This window comes from Algibacter sp. L3A6 (assembly GCF_009796825.1).
Taxonomy (GTDB): domain Bacteria; phylum Bacteroidota; class Bacteroidia; order Flavobacteriales; family Flavobacteriaceae; genus Algibacter.
Genome location: NZ_CP047030.1, coordinates 48859 through 72731, shown reverse-complemented (window position 1 = coordinate 72731; position 23873 = coordinate 48859). Strand labels below are relative to the sequence as shown.

The following is a 23873-nucleotide window of genomic DNA, read 5'->3' as shown; positions in this document are numbered from 1 at the left end:
TTTTTAGACCTTGTTTTAAAGCATATGTTTAGAAGTTCTAATTTAATATCAAAAAAAACATTAATTGTTTATCCTAAAACAGCTCTCAAAGTCATGTCGACAATGGGAGACATCACACATTTTTTGTCCTCCATATATTAAATGAGCTCTTCTTGCATCTAATTATAGTCTCCATTTTATTCTTCTATTTTAGATAGTCTTTTCAATTCACGCTTATCCAAAAGACTTCTTATTTTCTTATAAACAAGAAGATAAACTGTAGCTGCTCCAAAGGAAATAAGAGTGCCAGTATAAATACCAAAAAGTGGATAAACTATAGAAATAACAAGCGAATAAATTATTAAAGAAAACATACCAATAGGAACATTTTTTATCACGGTATGCACATGTTCTTTAGAATATGTAAAATGAATAATTAGCATAAGCGGAAATAATGTTGTCGGAAAGGCAGAGAAAAGTCCTGCCCAAGTTGGCCCAACAAACTTGGGTACGCTAGTAATCACTAAAATAATTAAAGCAGCAAAAAAGGCGCGCACAAAAAGAATTTTATAATTAAGTTTAGCCTTAGTTTTAATGTTAATATTTTCAATACTTTTAAAAAGACGAATAAACAAAAGCGAGAAAGTAATTGGGATTAATATTGCTATATATTTATTAACTTCAATAAGGTGTAATAACGAAACTACTCCAAAGTACGCCGCTATAGCCGATAAAGAAGATAGCAAAATATTAAACCTTTTAAAGTACCTAGAGGCTATGTAATACACATAAACAAAGGTTAGGGCAGCCGTTAAGCCCATCATATTATAAACAGCACTTTTTGCTGCAAAATCAGGACTAACTTCTAAGCCAAAGAAAAATAAAGTGATGGCAGATCCCGTTGGATATCCCGATAAAATACCGGCAACTTTTGGGCTTACATTTTCAGCAAGTATAGATAAGCCGATAACAAAGGTTATAGCAACTAGTAATTTAATTACGAATAATAATTCTATCATTTTACTATTATTTATTTGATGCAAACGTATTACAGTAGAACATCCACTTGCTTAATAACAAGCTTCAAAATTAGAACAATCTATTGGTTTCTTTTCAATAAAAACCCCGCTATTTAAAGTAGAATAGGGTAAAAGGCTATTAAAGTAAAATTGTGCTTCGTATCTTGTATGCTCTAAGCTAAATAGAGGCAATTACATATGATTGAAAAACTCTTAAAATACAGGTATATCTACATAGTTATATTAATTTTACTCGTAGCGTTTGCAGCAATAAAAGCGCCGAATATTGAGGTAGATACCGATATATCTCAGTTTTTTCATGAAGATGATGCCGATTACACTTTTTATCAAGACATGAAATCGGAGTTTTCTAGTCAGGATAATTTAATTCTATTAGGCGTTAAATATCAAGATTCTGTTTTCAATTTGGAATTTCTTAATAAAATAGAAGCGTTAACCGATAGCTTAAAACAGATTCCGAATATAAAAAAGATAAATAGCTTGCGAACGTTGTCTTATCCAATAAAAAGTATGTTTGGTATTATTGGTGTACCGTATTTAAAAATTGAAGATAGCGGTAAATTAGCCTATAATAAAAAGAAAATTTTAAGCGATGAGTTACCTAAAAGCTTTATTAATAGACAAGGCGACGCGTTGTTTTTATGGATAGAAACCGAGCCAAACTTAGAGACTAAACCCTTAGATAAATTAATAGGCGATATTAATGCGTTAAGAACCGATTACGGCGAACTTACCACGTTTTTATGGGGAAGAGAAGTTATTGATGTTTCGTTTAAAAACATTCTTATTAAAGAGATACTGACGTTTAGTTTTTGGATTTCTATTTTTTTATGTCTGAGTTTAATTTTCATATTTAAAAGACCAGCAGCTATTTTATTTCCCATAGTGTTGGTTGTGGTGGTTATTATTTTGTTTTTAGGTGGTATGGTTACTTTGGGGCGACCTATAAGTACCATGTCTAATTTATTTCCGACTATTATTTTAATTGTAGCGGTTTCCGATGTTATTCATTTGTGCATAAAATATGATATTGAAGCTAAAAAAGGATTATCATCTAAGCAAGCAACTAAAAATGCGTTAAGCGAAATTGGGTTCACAACCTTAATCACATCGTTTACAACAGCAGTTGGTTTTTTAGTATTGTATATGTCTCCCATGCAGGCAATGCGGAATTTTGGAGTTGAGTCGGCTGTTTTAGTGATTTTAACCTTTGTTTTAACGCTTATCTTTTTACCTATATTTTTTAGCGGTCTAAAAAAGGGAAATCTATTTACCATCAGTAAACCGTTTACGGCATTATCTGCGAAGCTTTTTAAAAAGCTAGATTTAATTTATAAATATCAGAATGCTGTACTTGTTGGGTTTACCGTGACTCTTGCCTTAAGTTGCTACGGAATGACTTTAATAAGTACTAATGGAAGTCATTATTCATTTCCTGAAAAAACAGATTTATACAGCAGTTATAAATTCTTCGAAAATAATTTTGGAGGTTCACGTACGTTCGAGCTTGTGCTTTCATCTAAAAATGAAAAAAAATTAAATGAGCCTGAACTTTTAGAAACGGTTTATGCTATTGATAATTACTTAGCCGAGCATCCTAATTTAAACGATGTAAAATCGCCTGTAAATTATTATCAAATTATGAGTCAGGCGTATTATCCAAATACCTATAAAGAACGGCCGTTACCGTTAGATTCTAAAACTATCAAAAAATATGAAAAGGAACTAGCTTCACTTTTAAAGAAAGATTATTTAGCTAATAAAAACCGAACTATTTTTAAATTTAATGCCCAAATGAAAGATTTTGGAAAGCATGATATTGATGCCATCCATACTGATATTTTGGCACATGTAAATAGTTTAATTGCTAATAAACCAATAGAGGCAAGGCTATCTGGTATTGATATGCTTATCGATATATCTCAAGAGAAAAGTATAGAAAATACATTTTTCGGACTTTTGATTGCCATAATAATTGTGTCTATCACTTTAGGAATAGTTTACAAAAATATGGCTTTAGGTATTTTAGCTGTATTCCTTAATTTAATTCCGTTGATTATAACGGCTGGAATTATGGGGTTTTTTAAAGTAGATTTAAGAGCGGAAATTGCACTTATTTTTACTGTTGGTTTTGTTATTGCAGTAGATGATACCATTCATCTTTTAAGTAAATTTCAATGGGAACGTAAAAAAGGAGGCTCCGTAGACTATGCTATAAAAACAGCGGTTTTAGAATGCGGAAAAGCTATTTTGGCTACGAGTATTATTCTGGTTGGTGGCTTTTTTATTTTAATGAGTTCAGGATCGTTAGAAATTTTTATACTCGGTTTACTGGTAGGGCTTATTGTGATTATAACTTTATTTGTAGATTTAGTTCTGGCTCCGATAGTTATATTAAAATGGTTTAAAAAGTTTCTTTAAGCAGAACTTAAATATTGTTGTGGGTTATCTTATTTGGTAGATGGAACAGAAACTGTCTTTTTTATCTCCTAAAATGTCAACATTTAATAAACCGGAGGTAACTGCAAATGTAATAGTATCATCTTTTGCTAAATCTACGGTGGTTGAAATTCGCCTATAAGGAGAAGATATATTTAATATTGAAATTACTGCGCTAAGATAATTTTATTCAGCAATTAAAACTCCATTTTTTTCAATGCTTAGTCCAAAGTTTGTGCTAACACTTATTGTAGTGCTAATTTTTATTTGTCCGCTTATAGTGTAAATACCATCTTGCTTAGCTGTAAATGTATTTGTAGTTAAATCGAATTCATCGTTATTGTCTACTTCTTCACTATCAAATATTATTTTAGAGCTTCCAAGAGTAAGGGATAATGTTTGTGGGCCTCCACTAGAAAATGAAGCCTTAACTATTGTTGGTAATGCAACATCTATAATATCGTTAGCAAGTACCGTGTTAACAATGCCTGATTTAGAAATAACTAAAATAGAATCTTGTATAACTTCTATATCGTTTTCGTTAACAGTACTTCTTACTTTAAATGTACCATTTACATCTAGCATAGCTTCGGGGCTAGTGGTGCCAATTCCTACTTGGGCTGACGATAGTGTGTAAAATAATAATAGTAACAAATTGAGTGTCAAATGTAATTTACTCATGATAATTTGGTTTTGGTTAGCTTTCAGGAGAAATATTTTATGAAAATAAAAAAAAAATAAATAAAATTCTGATATTTGAAGAGGTTTTTTACTACAGTAATGTTGTTCGTCTAGGTTTTGAAAATAGTAGAGAGAAGTTTCAACTTAAAGGCAAATAGATTTAGCTGTTTTAGAGAAATCAGTTATATATCAGTAAGCATATAATAACATACATTAGGAGATGATTCTTATGTTGTAATTAAATAGCACAGCATTATTTTCTTCCTATAAACTAAAATTATAAATAGTAGAAACTGTATTTTTACAAAAAAGAATACAATTCCAATTTTCCATGAATTCTAGAGCAAATCAACTAAAAGCATTCGATAGATTATTAACTATTATGGACGAGCTTCGTGAGCAATGCCCGTGGGATAAAAAGCAAACCATGGAAACGCTTCGGCACTTAACCATAGAGGAAACGTATGAGTTGGGTGATGCTATTTTGGATAAAGATTTGGAAGAAGTAAAAAAGGAATTAGGCGATGTATTTTTACATATTGTATTCTATGCCAAAATAGGTAGCGAAACCAAAGATTTTGATATAGCCGATGTTTGCAATTCTATCTGCGAAAAACTAATACATAGGCATCCACATATTTATAGTGATGTAAAAGTTGAAAATGAAGAAGATGTAAAAAGAAATTGGGAAAACTTAAAGCTTAAAGAAGGAAAATCTAGTGTTTTAGAAGGTGTGCCAAAAAGTTTACCTGCACTTGTAAAAGCAGGACGAATTCAAGAAAAAGTGGCTGGTGTAGGTTTCGATTGGGAAGAGCCTTCTCAGGTTTGGGAAAAAGTAGAAGAGGAGATTAATGAGTTTAAAGTAGAAGTTGAAGCTAACGACCAAGACTCCATGGAAAGTGAATTTGGCGATGTTTTGTTTTCGCTAGTAAACTATGCCCGATTTAAAAATATTAATCCAGAAAATGCTCTAGAACGCACCAATAAAAAATTCACCAAACGCTTTCAATATCTAGAAGAGAAAGCTAAAGGTTTAAATAAACCATTGAGAGACATGACGCTTGCCGAAATGGATGTATTTTGGGAAGAAGCCAAAAAACTATAATATTATAAAACAAGCGTTTTTTACGAATTGTATTTATCTTAACATGGTTAATTTGCTATTGGGGTTCATTTTTTTTAAATTCGCACCATGGTAAAAGGCATACATGAGCAAAGAAATATCAGAATCTTTAACTTCAACTTTCTAGTTTTTAGAAATCAGTCGGATAAATTCATCCCTCCTGCATTCTAGTATCCAGCCAATCTCCTTACTCAATTTTTAAACGTTAATTATTTACTTATTAGTTTATAAGTGAATAGTTTTTTGCGTTTACCTTATTTTTTCTGTTTACCTAAATTTAGGTGTAACCACAAATAATAATCATTTAATGACTATTACAACTTTTGATGCCTTTTCTAGGTTATCAATTAATGATATATCACGTATTTCCAAGTTTTTGCATGAGCATTCTGGTGAGTTTACAGACACTAAAAGCGCCATTCAAAAATCGATTATGTATGCTGCAAAAGAAGTTCCAGGACTTGGCGGTTATGTTTTTATTATGGAAAATAAACAAGAAATTTTAGGAGCCATAGTTGTTAATAGAACAGGTATGAACGAGTATTTAGCAGAAAACATATTGGTATATATGGCTGTTAAAACCGAATATAGAGGTAGAGGGATTGCTCAGAAGTTAATAGAACATACCATAAAATATTGTGATGGCGATATCGCTATACACGTAAATAAAGACAACCCGGTTATAGAATTATTCGAAAAACAAGGGTTTAAAGCAAGAAATATAGAAATGAGATTAGTTCGATAATCCATTTAAAAAAACACACACAGAACATGAAGATTATACAAATAAAGAGAAAAACATCTTACGAGAAAATACATAGCGTAAAAATGGGCGAACTTACAAGTAAAGTAACACACATTAGAAAATACTTGTTTGGTTTACCTATAAAAACGCTTCATAAATATCGTGAAACATATTACGGTGAAGTCAAAGATTACAAAGATTGTATTCTTTTTGTTTAACCGAATTTTTAATAATTAATTTAAATATATATTAAATGAAAGTACTGGTAATTGGAGCAGGAAACATGGGGCTTACTTATGCACAAGGCATGTCTAAATCTAGACTGCTAAAAAAGAGAAATATTATGGTTTTGGACAAATCTGAAGAGAAATTGGAGGAGCTAAACCAAATATCACATTTTGATGCATTTAAAGAGCTTGAAGACTGCGTGCCAAAAGCAGATATCATTTTTATTGCAGTAAAACCATACCATGCAGAAGGCGTTTTTAAAGCCATCAACAAATTGGTAAACCTACAACAAATTATTGTTTCTATTATGGCAGGTGTAACTATAGCTTCCATAAAAGAACTAACAGGTTTAGATAAAGTAGTACGTGCTATGCCTAATTTACCAGCACAAATAGGTAAAGGTTTAACATCTTACGTAACATCACCAGAAATTTCTAGAATAGAAATGCTAACGGTAGAAAGTTTATTGGATACCACAGGTAAATCAATGCGAGTTTCTAACGAAAACTTTATAGATGCCTCTACAGGTATTTCGGGAAGTGGACCAGCTTATGTATTCTATTTTATGCAAAGTATGATGGAAGCGGCCTTACAAATGGGGTTTTCTAAAAACGACTCTACGGTATTGGTAAGTCAAACTTTTACAGGAGCTGTAGAGCTTTTTAATCAGTCTAATCTATCTCCAAATTCATGGATGGATCGAGTAGCTTCTAAAGGTGGAACTACACGTGCCGCACTAGATTCTATGGAAGATAATAATGTTAATGAATTAATTAAAGAAGCCGCTTTTGCTGCATTTAGTCGTGCAGTAGAAATGGGAAAAGAACACTAAAATGTGTAAACAAAGAATAGTGATTAAGGTTGGTACTAATGTAATGACCAACAAAGATAATAGAATTGTAAGACCAGTTTTAAGACGATTGGTGAAACAAATAGCAGAGCTTTACGAGCGTGATATCATGACGATATTAGTCTCCTCTGGTTCTGCCATTGCAGGAAAAGAGGTTTTAGGGAAATCTAAAATCAAAGATAAAACAGTACGACGCCAAGTATATTCGTCCATTGGGCAACCAAGAATGATGCGTCTTTATTATGATATTTTTCATGATTATGGAATGAAGTGTGCGCAAGTACTACCTACAAAGCGAGATTTTAGCCCAGGAGTACACAGGCAAAATATGATTAACTGTTGTGAAGGTTTGCTTTCAGAAGGCGTTATTCCTATTGCTAATGAAGATGATGCCGTATCGGTAACCATGTCTATGTTTTCCGATAATGATGAGTTAGCGAGTTTAATTGCTCAGCTAATTAATGCAGATAAGCTTATTATTCTAACAGATATAGATGGTCTGTATACAGGACATCCAGAAGCGGAAAGCAGTGATTTAATAAGAAATGTAGATCCGGGAGACGATCTTAATAAATATATTCAGGACAATAATAAAGGTGAAGGAGAAGGCCGTGGTGGTATGGGATCTAAATTAGATTATGCGCAACAAACTGCAGCCAACAACATTCCAACTTTTATTGCTAATGGAAAAAGTGATAACACTATTATCGATATTATAGACGGAAAAGCTGTAGGAACTAAGGTGTCACTTTAAAAAAAAAGAGAGAAAATGGAATTATTATCAGAAGAAATAAAAAATAGTGTTTTACAAAGTATGGAGGTTCTTTTAAAGGAACATGATGATACTTTATTAAATGCAAACAAAAAAGATATAGCGGCTTTTAATCAAGAAGATCAAGCCATGTACGATCGCTTAATTCTGAATAAAGATAAGGTCGATGGTATGATTACCGCAATACAGGTGGTGCGTGAGCAAGAGGATCCCGTGAATAAAATAATTAGCAGAAAACAGTTTGATAACGGTTTGGATGTTGTGAATAAAACAGCACCATTTGGAACTATTATGATTATTTATGAATCTAGACCAGATGTAACTGTAGAGGCTACAGTGCTTGCTTTTAAAGCTAATAATAAAATACTGCTTAAAGGAGGTAAAGAAGCTGTACATAGTAATACCGCCATTGTAAAACTTTGGCATATGGCATTAGAAGAGCATAATCTGAGCACCGATTATATTCAAATGTTAACCATGAATAGAACGGAAACTCAGGCCTTTTTAAGAAACCCTACCGAGCAACTCGATTTAATTGTACCTAGAGGTGGCGAGCAACTTATAAAGTTTGTAAAAGAGCATGCTAAGTGCGCTGTTTTAGTAAGCGGACGTGGTAATAACTTTTTATACATTGATGAGGCTGCCGATTGGAAACAAACGATAGAAGTGATTTTAAATGCTAAAACTCAAAAAATTTCGGCATGTAATGCTTTAGATAAAATTTTAGTCAGTAAAAAACTTCCTGATTATGCCGGTAGAATTTTAAATTTAAATGAAATTTTAAAAGACAGTGGTGTAGAGGTTTTAGTTGATGAAGAAACAAAATCTATTTTAAGTGATGAAAAACTTATAACAGATGATTCTATTTGGTATCAAGAATTTCTTGAAATGAAATGTTGTATTGGCACAGTAAATTCTGTTTTTGATGCTATAGAAAAGATAAACGAATATTCTGGTGGACATTCTGCTACAGTCATGACGACTAATACAGATATTGCTAAGAAATTCATGGAACAAGTAGATTGTGCTGTGGTATATCAAAACGCATCAACACGTTTTACCGATGGCGGACAAATAGGTGTAGGAGCAGAGCTTGCTATAAGTACAGATAAATTACACCATCGCGGACCATTAGGTTTAAAAGAACTCGTTACCAATAAATATTATGTTTTTGGAGACGGCCATGTTCGTGTTTAATATTTTAGTGTTTTAGAAAACACGACATGAAACTAAAAAGGCAGCTTAGAATTTTTCTAAGCTGCCTTTTTTCTATTGTAATAAACAAGTGTTACAAATTAATAACGCTCTTTTATTTTTCTTAGTTTTTCTTTTAAAAGAACAAGAGAATCTTTGTGGCCTTTAATGTTGTTGTGCACATCTTTAACCAACGGGTTATCTTCATCTACATTCGTGAAAAACTGTAAATTATTTTCTAACTGATTAATTTGCGCTTTTACTTCATCCATTTTCTTACGGATAAATAAGCGTTCGTTATCTAAATTTCTTGTATCACCATCAGAAGATGTTAAGCTATCAAGTTTGTTCTCGTACTTAATCATTTCGATTTCTGTTTTATCCATTTTTAAACTAGATAATAAATCGTCAATGGTTTTTTGGAATTTATCTTCAATAAAACGTTTGTCGTTTGGCACACGTCCTAAATCTTTCCAAGTATTAATATGTCCTTTAATGATTTCCACATCCTTGTCTTTATCATCTGTAGGAGTCACAGCTTTAAGAGTTTCTAGTAATTCAGATTTTTTATTGAAAGCATCAACGTGTTCTTGACTTACTGCATTTCTTTTCGCATGTACTTTATCGAAATAGTGATTACAGGCAGCTTTAAATTGTTTCCAAATTTTGTCGCTGTCTTTTCTTGGAACATGCCCAATTTTTTTCCAATCGTTCTGAATTTTTTTCATTAAAGGCGTCGTTACCGCAGTATCTTCGCTTTCTTTGTTGTCTTCAGCAATTTTTATTAACTCTAATTTTTTCTGTAAATTAGTATATTGCTCCTTTTTTAAATCTTTGTAATAAGCGTTTTTGTTTCTGTTAAAAGTTCTAACAGCATCTTTAAACTTAGCCCAAGTATCTTCGTTAACTTTTAAAGGTACTTTTCCGGCATTAAAAAATTGGTTTCTTAAATCCTCAATAATTTTAATACGCTTTTGCCATTCACTATGCGAGCCTGCAGGTTGTGCAGCAACAAATTCTATATTAGCAATTATTTCTAATTTAGTTTCTAGGTTTTTATCGTAAACCTTATCAATTTCTTTGTAATAAACTTGGCGTTTATCGTTTATAATTTTTGTTGCAGCTTTAAAACGATCCCAAATTTCTTCACGATGTTCTTTACCAACAGGGCCGAGCTCTTCTTTCCACATTTTGTGTAATTCTTGAAGTTCTCTAAACGATCGCATTACATTATCATCTTGCGCTAACTCTTCAGCGCGCTCAATAATTAATAATTTCTTTTCTAAATTATGCTTAAAATCTAAATCGCGTAAATCTCTGTTAAGGTGTAAAAAATCGTAAAATAACTCCACATGGTGGTGGTAGCTATTCCAAGCGTTATTGTATTTATCTCTCGGAATTGGTCCGGTTGTTCTCCAACGTTCTTGTAATTCTTTAAAGTGTTTGTAAGTTGTATTTATATTCTCTTCAACATTAATTAAACCTTTAAGCTCTTCAATTATTTCTAGCTTATCGGTTAAGTTTTGCTTTAAGTTTTTCTCTAAACTTTTGTAGTGATCGTTAAGTTTATTTCGGTATTCTTTGTAAGCTGCCTTGTATCGTTTTTCAATAGGAGAGGCGTAGTAGAAATCAATTTCATTTCCTCCTTCATTTAAAAACTCTTCTTTTTTCTCTTCAACTAAGGCTTGGTGCTTTGTTTTAAACTCGGCATTAATACCATCTACATGAGATTTTATAGCCTGTACTTTTTGTCCTTGAACAAGTTTTTCTAACTCAATGGCTAAAGCTTCAAGCGACATGCTATCGTATTCCTTAACTTCAATGGTGTGTCTATCTTTGTTTCCTTCATCTTCGGCATCTTCTGCGTTAGATTCTTCAATTTCATTTAGAACTTCATCATCTTCACTGTCTCCTTTTACAGGGGCAGGTGTAGCGGCTACAGTATCTTCTGTTTGTACTTCAGTAATTGGTGTTTCAGAAGTTTGTGAATCATCAGGAGTTATAGCTTCAGGAGCCGTTGTTTCTGGTGTAATAGATTCACTTTTTACAGGATTAGCATGATCTGCGTTTTCTGCGTTAGGGTTATTTAAGTCAGACATTATAAAATGTTTAGGTTCGTAGTTTTTACTATAGACTTTAAAGATACTAACAAGTCTATTATTAACAAAGGCTTAGGTGTGGATATTTTTTATAAATCCCAAATGGCCCACGATTTTTCTGCTTGTAATTTAAGCATATTTAATCCGTTAATAGTTGTTGCGCCATTATCCTTACCTTGTTTCAGGAATTTAGTTTGATCTGGATTGTATATTAAATCGAATAGAATATGTTTATTCGTTATACCGTTGTATGGAATATTTGCGCAAACTTCAATGTTCGGAAATGTCCCTAATGGCGTACAGTTTACAATCACTTCGTGTTCTGCTACAATGGTTTCTGTTAAATCTTCATAAGTAAAAGTTACTCCTTTAGAGTGTTTTCTAGAAACATATTTATAATCTATTCCTAATTCTTTTAAACTGAAAGCGACTGCTTTACTTGCACCACCTGTACCTAGAATTAAAGCTTTTTTATGATATGGTTTTACGAAAGGTTTAAGTGTGTTTTTAAAACCATAACAGTCTGTATTATAGCCAACAAGTTTCCCTTTTTTTGTAATTTTTATGGTGTTAACCGCTCCAATAGCTTTCGCTTTTTTATTTATTTTATCAAGAAAAGGCATAACCGCTTCTTTATAAGGAATAGTCACGTTTAAACCCTTTATGTTTTCTGTGTTTTTTATAATTGAAGGAAATAAATCTATGTTTTCTAAATCGAAATTTTCGTAGCTCGTATCTGTTATTTTTTCATTTTCAAATTTGTTTTTGAAATAATTTCTTGAAAATGAATATGATATATCTTTGCCTAAAAGTCCTAATTTTTTCACTTGATAATTTTTTATATTATTCTTGTATATGTCTTGTTTTTTGTCCGTACCACTCTAAGCCTAAAACAAATGCTATGCCTAGTAATATAAAGCCAATAGCTAAATAAGTATCGGTGTTTAATTCAGGGAAAAAGCGTTGATAATTATGAACCACTTTAGATCCTGTAGAATCGAATAGAAAACCACCATTTTGATCTAGTTTGTAGATTGTTTTTTTCCAAGGCCAAACAACGCCTAAAGAACCTATAATGAAACCTAATATTGATGAAGTGGTAATGCTTTTGTAACGTTTTAAAATATAGCTTAATAAATGCGAAAAAGTTACTAAACCTGCTACTGAGCCTAAAGTAAAGACAGCGAGTACTTGTAGCATTCTTAAACGTTCCGGATTTGTGGTAAAACCAAAATCACTTCTAATTATTTCGGAAAAAGTATCGTAAAGGGCATTTACAGAATCGACTAAAAGGAGTACATAGTTACCAAGTAAAATGAGAATAAATGAACCTGAAAACCCAGGTAAGGTCATGCCTGAAACACTTATAATGCCACAGAAAAATACAAACCAAAGATTATCGTTTTCCTTAGCAGGATTTAAAAAGCTAATACCAACACCTAGTAAAATACCAATAGCTAGTGATAGATAGGTTTGATAATTACGGTCTTTAAAATCTTTATTTATATAGTAAATTGAGCCAATTATCATTCCGAAGAACACACTCCAAACAAAGAGTTCATATTGTTTTATAAGATAATCCAGGATTTTGGAAATACTAAAATAGCTAACAATCATCCCAAAGAAAAGCAAACTTAAAAAACGCCCATTTATGTAATTATAGAAGCTTTTAAAGCGCCCATTAATTAAGAGTTTAAAAGCTTTTCCATTTACTTTTTTTAAGGAGTAAATAAATTCTTCATAAAAACCAGCAACAAAAGCGACAACACCACCAGAAATTCCGGGTACCTTATTGGCAGCACCCATCCCTAATCCTTTTAGGATTAGAAAAATTTTATCGGTAAGTGTTCTGGTGCTTTCCATTATTGTTTTTTATTGCCCACTTTTTCAAGAATAAAAATAGTTAAAAATCCTAGAATCATTAAGATAATAGCAAAAAGTAATTGGTTATTTCCATCGAAAGAAAAAGGTGAAACACTTTCTTGTAAAACGGCAGATTTAATTCCTTCAGAATTAGTGTGCCATGTTAATGTTTTTTTCCAAGGCCAAACTTTGTTTAGAGATCCAAAAATAAAACCTGTAAGTACTGCTAAGGTGATGTTATGATAATGTTTGAACAACCATTTTAATAAATGACTAAAACTTAAAAGACCAACAAGAGCTCCACTTGCAAAAATTAATATTTTCTTGATATCAAAATCATGGAAAGCATCACTTAAAGCTTTGTATGCGCCTAAAATTATTAAAATGAATGCTCCAGAAATTCCTGGTAAAATCATAGCGCAAATGGCGATAGCTCCGGCGATAAATAGAAACCAAGGGTTTTCATTATTAGATGAAGCAGGAAGTGTTGTAATGTAAAAGGCTATAAACGCACCAACAACTAAACTAATTATTACGGCTAAGCTCCATTTTTGAATTTGTTTTCCAACAAAAAAAATACTCGCCACAATAAGGCCGAAAAAGAAAGACCAAATAAGCACAGGATGATTTTCTAATAAGTATTTTGCTAAGCGCATTACAGATACGAAACTGACCATAATACCAGCTAATAGCGCTATTAAAAAATTACCGTTTAGTTGTTGCCAAAAAGGCTTTATACCTTTAGTGAAAAGTGACTTAATCAAATCGGCATTTATATTGCTTATGGAATTTATTAATTCTTCGTAAATACCTGAAATAAAAGCAATAGTACCACCTGAAACGCCTGGAACGGCATCGGCTGCTCCCATAGCAAGGCCTTTAAGCGAAATAATTAAATAGTCTTTTAATTGTCTTTGCATGTTTTGATTTTTTACGTAAAAAACCAAAGGTATGTATTTTAATGAAAACGTTTATACAGAATATAAAACTTACTTCGAATTTTGTTTTAGTAAGCTTTGTACTGCAACTTTCTTGTAGATTTCAGGAAAAAGTTCTTCAATAATAAAGCTATATTCTTCATTGATATTTATAGCATTCTTTAAATGAAATGTCCCTTTATCCGTTTCGTGAAGTGCTAAATACAATCCAGCTAAGCGGTACTCTAATTCTGCGCTATCTGAGTAAAACTCTACAGCTTGTTCAAAATTATCAATAGCTGCTTCTGTTTCACCTAATTTAATAAGTAAATCGCCTCGGGTTAACCAAGTGTTTAGTTCGTAATTACCAAGCTCTAGCGTTTTTTTGTAACCACGTTCTGCTTCTTCATAAAAATTTAAACGTTGGTTTATTTGTGCATAAAGTTTCCAATACATCACGTTCTCCGAATCAATATTGATGGCTTTATTTATAAAATAAAGAGCACGTTGATAGTTTTTTCGTTTATTATAAAACTTTGTAATAGCAATCCAGCCTTTATCTAATAAAGGGTCTTCATGTACGGTTCTATCATAATATTGGAGTGCTAAATCATCTTTTTTAAGCTTCTCGTAGCAGTTACCAATATGTAAGAGAGCGAAAGATGTAGGGTCATCTAATTTTAAAGTGATTGAGTAATTTTCGATGGCATCTTCGTATCGTCCTAGTTTTTCTAATACTTTACCACGTTCAATGTATGCTCCAATAAAAGTATCGTCGGAAATAATTGCAAAATCAAATGCTGCTAATGCTTTTTTTAGTTTTTTTAGTGCAAAATATTGAATACCTAATTGGTGCCATGCGACTTCGCAATACGGGTTTTTATCTAAAAAGGTGTTTAAGTAAGTGATAGCCTCTTCATTTTGATTTAAATATTCGAAGCAATATATAATATTGTAAAGTGATGAATAGTCTTCAATATCACTTTCTAAGCATTTCATGAAATTAATTTTTGCCTCTTCAAATTTATCCAAAAACAAGTATTCCATTCCTATTAACGAGTATAGATCAACTACATCGTCAGCTAATTTTAGAGCTTGTTTTAAGACCTCTATTGCTTTTTCGTGATTATCTTTTTTAGAAAAAATATTGGCTTTTTGAATGTATATTTCTTCGTTTTGTGGATCAAGACTATAAAGCTGATCTAATAAAAGATCGGCTTCTTCAAGTTTGTCTTCAAAAACGAAAACTTCAACTCTAAATAATTTTAAATTGATGGATGTAGGGTGCTGGTCCAAACCTAGCTTAATTGCTTTTTTCGCTAAAGCAATTTTTCCTAAGTTAAGATAATGGTGAATGATATTTTCGAACTCTTCTGAATCGAAAAATAAAACATGATTTGTTTTAAGCATCGATTCAAATTTAGTTAGAGGTAAGCTATTATTGTGGTCGTGACCGTACTCCATAAGCACTTTTGTATGTTTTCTACTTTATTAAAGTTAGTATTCTATTTATGGTTTACACCAAAACTGAGGTAAATGTTTTTAACAAAGTAATGAACATTTTTATTTTATTTTGAAAAATAAAAACATAAAAACCTGTTATTTAGTGTTTTATGTGTTTTTTATTTTATCTAAAATATTCAATATTTTAGAACAACCTTCCTTAATTTCGATGTTAGAAATAGTTAATGGAGGAGTAATTCTAACTGCTTTTGGCTCAAAAAGTAGCCAAAATAGTATTAATCCGGCATCTTGACATTTTAAAATTAGTGCATTTGTTATATCTGCAGAAGGTGTTATTATGGCTAACATTAAACCTCTACCACGAATTTCTTTTATTAAAGGGTGAACTAATAGTTTTCTAAAGAGTTGTTCTTTTTGAAGGGTTTGTTCTATCAAATTACTTTCAGTAATTTCAGTTAGAGTTGCTAATGCAGAGGCGGCAATTACGGGATGGCCTCCAAAAGTAGTAATATGACCAAGCTTGGGGTTATCTTGTAAAAGATTCATCAATTCAAGAGATGCTGTAAATGCACCAATAGGCATACCGCCTCCAAGCCCTTTGCCGGTAACTAAAATATCAGGAATACAATTGTAATGTTCAAACCCAAAAAGTTTACCTGTTCTTCCAATACCTGGTTGAATTTCATCTAGAATTAAAAGAGCTCCAACGGCATCACATTGTTTTCTTACTTTTTCTAAATATTGGTTTCTCGGTTCTATAAAGCCAGCTCCACCTTGTATAGTTTCTAAAATAACACAAGCAGTTTTTGTTGTTATTTTGGTGAGATCATCCCCGTTATTAAATTCTATAAATTTAACATCAGGAAGTAATGGTCTGAAGGCTTGTTTTCTTTCTTCATAGCCCATTACGCTCAAAGCTCCCATGGTGTTACCGTGGTATGCGTGATTTGCTGCTATCATTTCACTTCTCCCAGTAGCACGTTTTGCTAACTTTAGTGCGCCTTCTATAGCTTCAGTTCCTGAATTAGTTAAATATGTGGATTGTAATGATGTTGGTAAATGTTTTGCTAAAAGTTTAGTGAGCTCTACTGCAGGTTTTTGTATGTATTCACCATAAACCATAACATGTGAATATTGATCGAGTTGGTTTTTTATGGCAGAATTAACTTTAGGATGTTGATGACCTAATGGACATGCTGAAACACCTGCAACAAAATCGAGATAAGCTTTATTGTTTGTATCATAAATATATGATCCATTGGCATGAGAAATTTCCATTGACAATGGATGAGGTGATGTTTGGGCTTGGTGTAGGAGGAAGTCTGGTTTCATGCAGTATACTATTTCTGTTTAATTTCAATTAATGAAGCCTGCCAAATATTGAATGCTTCGTTTACATGAATATTATATATGGCACATCTAAGTTTATTTCCATCATTTTCTTTTGTCCCTGTTACTTCATATTGATTCCATTCGTTTGTTAAATTTATGGATAATGTTTTGTATTTGGTATAGTTACCTCCTTGCTCTTGAAGTGATACAAGTATTTTTCCTACGCCTTTGAGCCAAACGGAAAATTTGAAAGTACCAGAAGTATTATTGATAGATTGAATAAGATAGCCATCTGGGGTACCTGCATTAGTACCTTTAATTAATATTGTGTTATTACGTTTATCCGGCGATAATTCATCTGTATTTTTAATTTTTAAAGCTCTTTTTCTCCAAATGGCATTTGTAAAGGTGTTTTCAAATTTAAGTAGGTTTTTAAAACCATTATCAGATTTCGATATGTTTAGTATGGTTCTTTTTATTTTATTGTTTCTATTTTCTTGATTTATCCGCTCCAATAACTCCTCATCAAAAAAGTTCTCTTGTGGCACATAATCTTCCAAGCCTTTAATAACAGTTAATTTAAAAGGCTTGTCTTCTTTAAATAAATCGTCAACACTTAGAGGGCGCTCATCTTCCCTCCAATCAAAACCTTTTAGGAATTTATCTTTTTCTTGATAATCTTTTTCAGGGAATAGTGTGCCATCAACAGTATTTAATCGCGTATACTCTTCAATGTCACTATTGGCAAATAACATCTTTATACTACCAGATTTAGCTTTGTCGATACCTATTAATTCTTGATTTTCATCACGTGTATAGAATATAGATTCTGCATTTTTATTAATGTTCACTTCTCTTAATTCATTGGCATCATTGAATAAACCAACTAAGGTTATTCCAAAAATTTGATTATATCCATTTTCACTAATAGTGTCTTTACTAATTATAAAAGCGTTATTAAACACACGAAGTGAATCTAATTTTTCTGTTTTTGAATTAGAGATTAAATGAATAGTATCTCCCGTCATTTGGTTTGCGTTATTCCAAAGGATAGGGCGTCGCTTTGTTGAAAAAGCATCGGTAGGAGCAAAGCGGTCTAGATTTATTAATTCGGTAATACCTGTATTTTGATTAGCGTGAATAGAATCGGCTTTGGCACTAATGTCTGTCTTGAAGAGTTTAGCATTGTAATAGGCTCGAGTAATCCTATTTTCCGGTTTACCGGTAACCATTATTTTATCAGCATGAAGGTATACAGAATCTTTTTCTTGAACTGTGGTGACTAAAGCACGTTTAGTTATAAAAAGTGAATCTTTAGCTCTAAAAACTTCGGCGTAATGCCCCGTTACAATACTCTTATTTATAGTATCAGTAATTTTAATATTGTTGGTTGCAGAAGCAAAACTTTTTGTGTTATCAAAATATAGACTATCACCTTCGATAATACGATCATCATAATATATCTTAGAATCTTTCAGTGCATACCCAGTTTTGTTTTTTGTATCATAAAAACCCTTCTCGCAATAGGTTTTGCTATCTTCTGTTGTTATGGTTGATGGGCCGAATAAATAAGCAAGCCCCGTATCTTCATAAAAATCGAAATAATTTGAATTTACAACAGTGCCGTCACCTGTTAAAACAACATCGTCAACAAATTGAAATTTTTTGTCTTTCATGTAATAACGACCAATTTTACTTGTAATAGTACCTGAAGAATCTTTTACGACATTACCACCGCTTTTATAAAAGGATTGCTGTTTTACTCTATCAAAATATAATGTATCTGAAGAAATAGTTGAATTAGGACTTTTTAAAACAACTTCACCACTAGCAAATGCGAGTTGTGAGGAGCCACTATACTCGACATATTTAGAGGTCATTGTAATGGTGTCTCCTTGTTTTACAATAACATTTCCATAGGCCTCAACAAAATTCTCACCACTGTAGTAAATCGCTTTATCGCACCACATATTACTACCTGCATGGGCAATATGTACCTGTTGCATACTGTTACGTGTTAGTACTTTTGCTCCGGGATAATTTTCTTCATCTACATTTAATCGTCCAGCATATTCAATGCTTATTTTCTTTTTGTCTTGTGCGGTTATAATTGTCGAAATTCCAAGAAAGAAAATGATGAAAGTGTATATAAATTTTGTTCTTATCAAAATGAAAATGTTTGTGGCAAAAATAACGATAATAATGATGTTTAATTATGTGTTATGTTTTTTTTAATAAAAAAGACCTGACAGTTTTGAGAAACACATCAGGTCTTAAATATTATTTTGAAATATTTTTATTTATTTCTAAAAATTGTTTGTTTTCTATCTGGTCCAACAGAAACTATAGTAATAGGAATTTCTAATTCTTTTTCTAAAAATTCAATATATTCGTTTAAAGCTTTTGGAAGTTGAGATGCTTCAGACATTTCTGTTAAATCTTCTTCCCAACCGCTAAAATCTGTATAAACTGGTTCTACATTTTCTGGTTCTATGTTGTAAGGGAAATGCTCGATAACTTCTCCTTTATATTTGTAAGCTGTACATACTTTTAAGGTTTTGAAACCAGAAAGTACATCACCTTTCATCATCATTAATTGCGTAACACCATTTACTTGGCAAGCATATTTAAGTGCAATTAAATCTAACCATCCACAACGACGTGGACGACCTGTAGTTGCACCAAATTCGTTACCAATTTTGGCCATTTGAGAACCATCTTCGTCAAATAATTCAGTAGGGAATGGGCCAGAACCAACACGTGTTGTGTAAGCTTTGAAAATCCCGAATACCTCACCAATTTGTCCTGGAGCAACACCTAAACCAGTACAAGCACCGGCTGCAGTCGTGTTACTAGATGTTACAAATGGATATGTTCCAAAGTCAATATCTAATAAAGACCCTTGTGCGCCTTCAGCTAAAATAGTTTTACCTGCTTTTTGTGCTTGGTAAACATATTCTTCAGAATCTATAAACTTAAGAGATTTTAAAACTTCAACAGCTTCAAAAAATTCTTTTTCAAGTTCGGCTAAATCGTATTCAATTTCAACGTTGTAAAAAGAAATCATAGACTGATGCTTATTAGCTAAAGCTCTATATTTTTCTTTCCAATCGCTTAATTCTAAATCGCCAACACGTAAACCATTTCTACCAGTTTTGTCCATGTAAGTTGGGCCAATACCTTTTAATGTAGATCCAATTTTAGCTTTTCCTTTAGAGGTTTCGCTAGCTGCATCTAGTAATCTATGTGTTGGTAAAATAATGTGTGCTTTTCTTGAAATAACTAGCGATTTTCTGTAATCTACGCCTTGTGCTTCAAGTTTGTCAAGTTCACCTTTAAAAATTACAGGGTCTATAACAACACCGTTTCCAACTAAATTGGTAGCGTCATCATGAAAAATACCTGACGGAATAGTGTGTAAAACGTGTTTTTTTCCGTTGAAAACCAAAGTGTGTCCTGCGTTTGGTCCACCTTGAAAACGTGCGATAATGTTGTAGTTAGAGGTTAGTACGTCAACAATTTTCCCTTTGCCTTCGTCTCCCCATTGTAATCCAAGTAGTAAATCTACTGCCATTGTAAAATTAGTTAGTTGTCCTTTTTGCTATCGGGAGATTTTTTTTTCCCGTAGAAATAGAGTGAATGATTATTTATCTCAATATCGAAAACTTCTTCGATAGTTTTTTTAATAGATTGAATTCGAGGGTCGCAAAACTCGATAACTTCTCCTGTATCTGTTAAGATAACATGGTCGTGTTGCCTGTCAAAATAAGATTTTTCGTAATGTGCTTGATTTTGGCCAAATTGGTGTTTTCTAACCAAACCGCACTCTAGAAGTAGTTCTATAGTATTGTAAAGTGTAGCTCTCGAAACACGATACTTTTTATTTTTCATATTAAGATATAGAGATTCTATATCGAAATGTTCGTTGTTATTATAAATTTCTTGAAGTATAGCATAGCGTTCGGGGGTTTTACGGTGTCCCTTATTCTCTAAAAAGCTTGTAAAAACGCTTTTAACTATGTCTTGATTTTTTGTATCTACTTTTGTATCCATAATTTCATCGCAAATTTACACTTTTTTTACACTCTAGTAACCTTATCTATACCATTAATTTTTTTAAGACGGTCTAAAAGTTTTTTCAAAAGGGTTTTATTCTTCACTACAACATCAATTTTTCCTGAGAAAAGCCCGTCGTCACTTTGAAAACTAATACTTTTCATATTAACACTCATGTTCTCAGAAATTATGGTGGTAATATCATTAACTAACCCAATATGATCAATTCCGGTTAAAGAAATATGTGCCAAGAATTCTTGTTGAGAAGAATCGATCCATTTGGCAGGCATGATCCGGTAGGCGTAATTAGATTGTAAACTCAATGCATTGGGGCAATTCATTTTATGAACTTTTAAACCATCGGAAACGGTTAAAAATCCAAAAACATCATCACCTGGTATCGGGTGGCAGCAGGTTGCTAACTTATAATCTAGCTTTTCTTCTTCTTTATTAAAAACAACAGCATCGTATTTTGCTGTAATTTCATCTTTTTCTAATTCGTCGGTGTTAATATTAGCTTTACGAGTTATTTTACTTTTCAGAAAGCTCATTAAAGCATTACTTCTTGATGCCGCATATGCCTTAAGCATTGTGTTATCTATAGTACCAAGACCAACTCTGTAAAATAAATCTAAACTTGTTTTAAGCTTAAAATAGTTAACCATTTCGTTAACAGAAGCTTCATTAAGGTTAATTTTAAGCTGCTTTAATTTTCTGCGTAAAATCTCTTTACCATCTTCACCTACAAGTTTTCTATCTTCTTTTAATGCCGATTTAATTTTACTTCGTGAGCGTGCTGTGGTAGAATAATCTAACCAGTTTGGATTAGGTTTTGCATTTTCTGAAGTTAAAATATCTACTTGGTCTCCACTTTTTAGCTCGTAACTAAGCGGTACGAGTTTGCCGTTAACTTTGGCGCCTCGCGTTTTCATACCAACTTCGGTATGTATGCTAAAAGCAAAATCGAGAGTTGTGGCTCCTTTTGGTAACGATTTTAAATCACCTTTAGGAGTGAAGACAAATATTTCTTTTGAATATAAGTTTAGTTTGAATTGCTCTACAAAATCTACAGCATTGGTATGCGGATTTTCTAAAGCTTCTTGCAATCTATTTATCCAACTTTCTAAGTTATCTTCTTTTTCGCTTCCTTGTTTATATTTATAGTGTGCTGCATAACCTTTTTCGGCTATTTCATTCATACGCTCACTACGTATTTGTACTTCTACCCAGCGGCCTTTTGGCCCCATTACTGTAATGTGAAGCGCTTCGTAACCTGTACTTTTAGGAGAAGATATCCAATCGCGAAGACGTATAGGGTTTGGCCTAAAGTGATCGGTAACTATAGAATATATTTTCCAAGCAAGGAACTTTTCGTTCTGCGGATCGGCATCACATTTATATATAATTCTAATCGCAAACTTATCGTAAACTTCATCGAAAGATACACCTTGGTTAATCATCTTCTTCCTAATAGAAAAAATAGACTTTGGTCGTCCTTTTATAGTATAGTTTAGTTTTTCTTTATCTAATGAGTGTTTTATAACTTCACTAAATTGTTCTATATAAAGGTCTTGATCTTTTTTGCTTTCCTTAGTTTTGTTTAAAATATCGTTGTAATCTACTGGTTCAAGATATTTTAAACCTAAATCTTCTAGATCGGTTTTTATGTTATAAAGTCCAATACGGTGTGCTAAAGGCGCATAAATATAAAGCGTTTCCGAGGCTATTTTAATTTGCTTATCAGGCCGCATGGAATCCATGGTTTGCATGTTGTGCAACCTATCTGCAATTTTTATAATAATAACGCGAACATCATCATTTAAGGTCAATAACATTTTACGAAAGTTTTCCGCCTGAAGCGAAACATCCATATCTTGATCTTTACTTAAAGAAGAAATTTTAGTTAATCCAGCAACAATGGTTGCAATGGTTTTTCCAAATTGTTTTTCAATATCTTCTATGGTGTAATCAGGGCTATCTTCAACAACATCATGCAACAAAGCAGCAGCAATAGAGGTGCCGTCCAAACCAATTTCCTGAGCTACAATTTTAGCCACAGCAATGGGATGGAAAATATAGGCTTCTCCAGATTTACGGCGTTGGTCTTTATGTCCGTCTACGGCAACTTCAAAAGCCCTACGAATTAGTTTTTTATCATCATCAGAAAGCGTAGTATAACTAACCTTCAGCAGTTCTTTATACGCTTTTTTTATGGCCGCATTCTCTTTTTCTAAGTATTCCTCTGTCATAGACTAAATGTAATAAAACAATTTTAATAGCCAACCTCAAAAAGATTTTTTTTTGATGCGTTATGCTTAATTTTTTTCATTTAAAAACTCGACTAACTCCGTAACAGCTTTGCCTCGATGACCAATACTGTTTTTTAAACTTAAGTCCATTTCCGCAAAGGTATTGTTGTAGTTGTTAGGTTTAAAAACGGGATCGTAACCAAAACCTTTTTCACCATGTTTTTCGGTAGTAATTTCACCTTTACAAATACCTGTAAATGTATGTAGCTCTCCGTTTAGGTGTAATGCAATTACGGTTTTAAATTGGGCAGATCTATCGGTTTTATTGTGTAATTCTGTTAAAAGCTTGTTGGTATTGTCTTCTGCATTACGCTGTTCTCCTGCGTAACGTGCCGAGTAAACTCCTGGTTCACCGTTTAATACATTAACTTCTAAGCCTGTATCATCAGCAAAGCAATCGTAATTATAATTTGTTTTTATGTATTCGGCTTTTTGCTTGGCATTACCTTCAATTGTATTTTGAGTTTCGGGTACATCTTCAAAGCAGCCAATATCTTTTAAACTAAGAAGTTCAATTTCACTCGGAATTAAAGATTGTACTTCTTTTATTTTATTCATATTATTTGTAGCAAAAACTAGTCTCATTCGTAATGTGGGGTTTTTATGACTGTAAAAGTCTTATTTGATTTAACTTATTGAAAAAAAAACGTACGTAATTATATATAATTTCATATTTTGGCATAGTTTTGTTAATATTTGTAGCCCCGAATAATAATACATATCCCTCTGTTTCGTGTTTTTCTTATTCCAATTGTGGGCTAAGTGTAATAATAGCATTCTAT

The 23873-nt window shown here is 32.4% G+C and carries 20 protein-coding genes; 7 read left to right on the top strand and 13 right to left on the bottom strand.

Annotated elements, in window-relative coordinates; genetic code table 11:
• Nucleotides 1–176 precede the first annotated feature (176 nt).
• Nucleotides 177–998 (bottom strand): hypothetical protein, encoded by an 822-nt coding sequence (locus GQR98_RS00280; protein ID WP_159017745.1) that lies wholly within the window; start codon nucleotides 996–998, stop codon nucleotides 177–179.
• A gap of 198 nt (nucleotides 999–1196) precedes the next feature.
• On the opposite strand from GQR98_RS00280, the gene GQR98_RS00275 reads away from it, so the two are divergent.
• Nucleotides 1197–3440 (top strand): efflux RND transporter permease subunit, encoded by a 2244-nt coding sequence (locus GQR98_RS00275; protein ID WP_159017744.1) that lies wholly within the window; start codon nucleotides 1197–1199, stop codon nucleotides 3438–3440.
• Nucleotides 3441–3644: 204 nt separating this feature from the next.
• Here GQR98_RS00275 and GQR98_RS00270 read toward each other — a convergent pair whose 3' ends face one another.
• Entirely contained in the window at nucleotides 3645–4139 is a 495-nt protein-coding gene (locus tag GQR98_RS00270) for a hypothetical protein (protein WP_159017743.1), read from the bottom strand.
• Nucleotides 4140–4470: 331 nt separating this feature from the next.
• Here GQR98_RS00270 and mazG point away from each other — a divergent pair, with 331 nt between their 5' ends.
• The 6 genes from mazG to GQR98_RS00240 all read left to right on the top strand — a co-directional run bounded on the left by mazG (nucleotide 4471) and on the right by GQR98_RS00240 (nucleotide 9054).
• Complete coding sequence (mazG, locus tag GQR98_RS00265) at nucleotides 4471–5244, top strand: nucleoside triphosphate pyrophosphohydrolase (RefSeq protein WP_159017742.1); 774 nt, start codon at nucleotides 4471–4473, stop codon at nucleotides 5242–5244.
• 325 nt (nucleotides 5245–5569) lie between these two features.
• Nucleotides 5570–6007: a GNAT family N-acetyltransferase gene (locus GQR98_RS00260; protein WP_159017741.1), complete on the top strand. Its 438-nt coding sequence runs from the start codon at nucleotides 5570–5572 to the stop codon at nucleotides 6005–6007.
• 26 nt (nucleotides 6008–6033) lie between these two features.
• A complete protein-coding gene (locus tag GQR98_RS00255; protein ID WP_042501061.1) occupies nucleotides 6034–6225 on the top strand; it encodes a hypothetical protein in 192 nt (63 codons plus the stop codon).
• A gap of 35 nt (nucleotides 6226–6260) precedes the next feature.
• Nucleotides 6261–7067 (top strand): pyrroline-5-carboxylate reductase, encoded by an 807-nt coding sequence (gene proC, locus GQR98_RS00250; protein ID WP_159017740.1) that lies wholly within the window; start codon nucleotides 6261–6263, stop codon nucleotides 7065–7067.
• 1 nt (nucleotide 7068) lies between these two features.
• A complete protein-coding gene (gene proB / locus GQR98_RS00245; RefSeq protein ID WP_159017739.1) occupies nucleotides 7069–7839 on the top strand; it encodes a glutamate 5-kinase in 771 nt (256 codons plus the stop codon).
• A gap of 15 nt (nucleotides 7840–7854) precedes the next feature.
• Nucleotides 7855–9054 (top strand): glutamate-5-semialdehyde dehydrogenase, encoded by a 1200-nt coding sequence (locus GQR98_RS00240; RefSeq protein ID WP_159017738.1) that lies wholly within the window; start codon nucleotides 7855–7857, stop codon nucleotides 9052–9054.
• A 98-nt stretch (nucleotides 9055–9152) separates the two neighbouring features.
• Here GQR98_RS00240 and GQR98_RS00235 read toward each other — a convergent pair whose 3' ends face one another.
• The 11 genes from GQR98_RS00235 to GQR98_RS00185 all read right to left on the bottom strand — a co-directional run bounded on the left by GQR98_RS00235 (nucleotide 9153) and on the right by GQR98_RS00185 (nucleotide 23676).
• Nucleotides 9153–11150 carry a DUF349 domain-containing protein gene (locus GQR98_RS00235; protein WP_159017737.1) on the bottom strand — a complete coding sequence of 666 codons (1998 nt, stop codon included), beginning with the start codon at nucleotides 11148–11150 and terminating at the stop codon, nucleotides 9153–9155.
• A gap of 89 nt (nucleotides 11151–11239) precedes the next feature.
• Nucleotides 11240–11977 carry a shikimate dehydrogenase family protein gene (locus tag GQR98_RS00230; protein ID WP_159017736.1) on the bottom strand — a complete coding sequence of 246 codons (738 nt, stop codon included), beginning with the start codon at nucleotides 11975–11977 and terminating at the stop codon, nucleotides 11240–11242.
• 16 nt (nucleotides 11978–11993) lie between these two features.
• Nucleotides 11994–13013 carry a DUF368 domain-containing protein gene (locus GQR98_RS00225; protein ID WP_159017735.1) on the bottom strand — a complete coding sequence of 340 codons (1020 nt, stop codon included), beginning with the start codon at nucleotides 13011–13013 and terminating at the stop codon, nucleotides 11994–11996.
• Entirely contained in the window at nucleotides 13013–13933 is a 921-nt protein-coding gene (locus tag GQR98_RS00220; protein WP_159017734.1) for a DUF368 domain-containing protein, read from the bottom strand. The genes GQR98_RS00225 and GQR98_RS00220 overlap by 1 nt, the downstream gene beginning before the upstream one ends.
• Before the next feature lie 69 nt (nucleotides 13934–14002).
• Complete coding sequence (locus GQR98_RS00215) at nucleotides 14003–15394, bottom strand: tetratricopeptide repeat protein (RefSeq protein ID WP_159017733.1); 1392 nt, start codon at nucleotides 15392–15394, stop codon at nucleotides 14003–14005.
• 147 nt (nucleotides 15395–15541) lie between these two features.
• Nucleotides 15542–16726 carry an aspartate aminotransferase family protein gene (locus GQR98_RS00210; protein ID WP_159017732.1) on the bottom strand — a complete coding sequence of 395 codons (1185 nt, stop codon included), beginning with the start codon at nucleotides 16724–16726 and terminating at the stop codon, nucleotides 15542–15544.
• An 8-nt stretch (nucleotides 16727–16734) separates the two neighbouring features.
• Nucleotides 16735–18894 carry an OstA-like protein gene (locus GQR98_RS00205; protein ID WP_159017731.1) on the bottom strand — a complete coding sequence of 720 codons (2160 nt, stop codon included), beginning with the start codon at nucleotides 18892–18894 and terminating at the stop codon, nucleotides 16735–16737.
• A gap of 128 nt (nucleotides 18895–19022) precedes the next feature.
• Entirely contained in the window at nucleotides 19023–20300 is a 1278-nt protein-coding gene (locus GQR98_RS00200) for an adenylosuccinate synthase (protein ID WP_159017730.1), read from the bottom strand.
• An 11-nt stretch (nucleotides 20301–20311) separates the two neighbouring features.
• Nucleotides 20312–20779, bottom strand: a complete 468-nt coding sequence (locus GQR98_RS00195; protein WP_042502895.1) for a Fur family transcriptional regulator — start codon at nucleotides 20777–20779, stop codon at nucleotides 20312–20314.
• Nucleotides 20780–20805: 26 nt separating this feature from the next.
• Nucleotides 20806–23031, bottom strand: a complete 2226-nt coding sequence (locus tag GQR98_RS00190; RefSeq protein ID WP_159017729.1) for a RelA/SpoT family protein — start codon at nucleotides 23029–23031, stop codon at nucleotides 20806–20808.
• 66 nt (nucleotides 23032–23097) lie between these two features.
• Entirely contained in the window at nucleotides 23098–23676 is a 579-nt protein-coding gene (locus GQR98_RS00185; protein ID WP_159017728.1) for a non-canonical purine NTP diphosphatase, read from the bottom strand.
• Between the last annotated feature and the right edge of the window lie 197 nt (nucleotides 23677–23873).

Coding starts and splice junctions, on each gene's coding strand:
- GQR98_RS00220 (WP_159017734.1), bottom strand. CDS start 13,933: ATGCAAAGACAATTAAAAGACTATTTAATTATTTCGCTTAAAGGCCTT.
- proB (WP_159017739.1), top strand. CDS start 7,069: ATGTGTAAACAAAGAATAGTGATTAAGGTTGGTACTAATGTAATGACC.
- GQR98_RS00260 (WP_159017741.1), top strand. CDS start 5,570: ATGACTATTACAACTTTTGATGCCTTTTCTAGGTTATCAATTAATGAT.
- GQR98_RS00270 (WP_159017743.1), bottom strand. CDS start 4,139: ATGAGTAAATTACATTTGACACTCAATTTGTTACTATTATTATTTTAC.
- GQR98_RS00255 (WP_042501061.1), top strand. CDS start 6,034: ATGAAGATTATACAAATAAAGAGAAAAACATCTTACGAGAAAATACAT.
- GQR98_RS00200 (WP_159017730.1), bottom strand. CDS start 20,300: ATGGCAGTAGATTTACTACTTGGATTACAATGGGGAGACGAAGGCAAA.
- GQR98_RS00210 (WP_159017732.1), bottom strand. CDS start 16,726: ATGAAACCAGACTTCCTCCTACACCAAGCCCAAACATCACCTCATCCA.
- GQR98_RS00215 (WP_159017733.1), bottom strand. CDS start 15,394: ATGGAGTACGGTCACGACCACAATAATAGCTTACCTCTAACTAAATTT.
- GQR98_RS00195 (WP_042502895.1), bottom strand. CDS start 20,779: ATGGATACAAAAGTAGATACAAAAAATCAAGACATAGTTAAAAGCGTT.
- GQR98_RS00240 (WP_159017738.1), top strand. CDS start 7,855: ATGGAATTATTATCAGAAGAAATAAAAAATAGTGTTTTACAAAGTATG.
- GQR98_RS00275 (WP_159017744.1), top strand. CDS start 1,197: ATGATTGAAAAACTCTTAAAATACAGGTATATCTACATAGTTATATTA.
- GQR98_RS00190 (WP_159017729.1), bottom strand. CDS start 23,031: ATGACAGAGGAATACTTAGAAAAAGAGAATGCGGCCATAAAAAAAGCG.
- GQR98_RS00235 (WP_159017737.1), bottom strand. CDS start 11,150: ATGTCTGACTTAAATAACCCTAACGCAGAAAACGCAGATCATGCTAAT.
- GQR98_RS00225 (WP_159017735.1), bottom strand. CDS start 13,013: ATGGAAAGCACCAGAACACTTACCGATAAAATTTTTCTAATCCTAAAA.
- GQR98_RS00185 (WP_159017728.1), bottom strand. CDS start 23,676: ATGAGACTAGTTTTTGCTACAAATAATATGAATAAAATAAAAGAAGTA.
- GQR98_RS00280 (WP_159017745.1), bottom strand. CDS start 998: ATGATAGAATTATTATTCGTAATTAAATTACTAGTTGCTATAACCTTT.
- mazG (WP_159017742.1), top strand. CDS start 4,471: ATGAATTCTAGAGCAAATCAACTAAAAGCATTCGATAGATTATTAACT.
- proC (WP_159017740.1), top strand. CDS start 6,261: ATGAAAGTACTGGTAATTGGAGCAGGAAACATGGGGCTTACTTATGCA.